The organism is Paraburkholderia sp. NMBU_R16 (assembly GCF_013282575.1).
Taxonomy (GTDB): domain Bacteria; phylum Pseudomonadota; class Gammaproteobacteria; order Burkholderiales; family Burkholderiaceae; genus Trinickia.
This window is the reverse complement of the sequence record NZ_JAAAYE010000246.1, coordinates 1-706: the sequence shown is the minus strand read 5'-3', so window position 1 is coordinate 706 and position 706 is coordinate 1. Positions and strand designations below refer to the sequence as shown.

The window sequence follows — 706 nt, the reverse complement described above, 5'->3', positions numbered from 1 at the left end:
GTGGCTCCAATACGCCGATCATCGAGTGGCCCGATTGTGCCGATCATGCACTGGCTCGATTACGGCGATCATCCGGTGGCTCGATTACGCCGATCCCGGAATGGCTCGAATATGCCGGTCAGTGACAAAGCATTCGATGCGGGCCCCTGGGGCCGTAAATACCCACCGATCGCGGCACTGTGGCGGCGCGCCTGGGAGCAGGTGATTCCGTTCTTCGCCTTTGCCCCGGACATTCGGAAAATCATCTACATGACAAATTCAATCGAGTCGCTGCACATGCAATTACGCAAGATCATCAAGGCACGCGGCCACTTCCCGAGCGACGAGGCCGCGCTCAAACTGATCTGGCTAGCGCTGCGCAACGATGTTGCCAAGTGGACCGGTTCTCGACATGATTGGAAAAGCGCGATGACCCAGTTCGCTCTGCTTTACCCGGAGCGCTTCAACATCGGGCTGTGAGTCTCAGCCCGCCTCACACACAGAATTCCGGATACGCCCTGCCTGACCATTCATCTATGGTTTAGGCGGCTCTGGTATCTGCATTCCTAATTTTATGTACAGGTTATTATTCAATAAAGTTGGCTCTTTTGAAAATGCAGTGGGTAAAGCGGCTCACGAGGCATGCGGGTTGAAGCTGGAGAAATCTAGCTTGCCGGCGATGAGGAACAGCACGGTTCGCATTGTTTCGAAGCGCGTGTAGCCGCGC

General features: G+C 55.4%; 1 protein-coding gene. It reads left to right on the top strand.

Features of this window, described 5'->3' with window-relative positions:
* On the top strand, positions 1 to 459 hold a 459-nt coding region (locus GWC77_RS28100), incomplete at its 5' end, for a transposase (protein ID WP_254367236.1).
* Between the last annotated feature and the right edge of the window lie 247 nt (positions 460 to 706).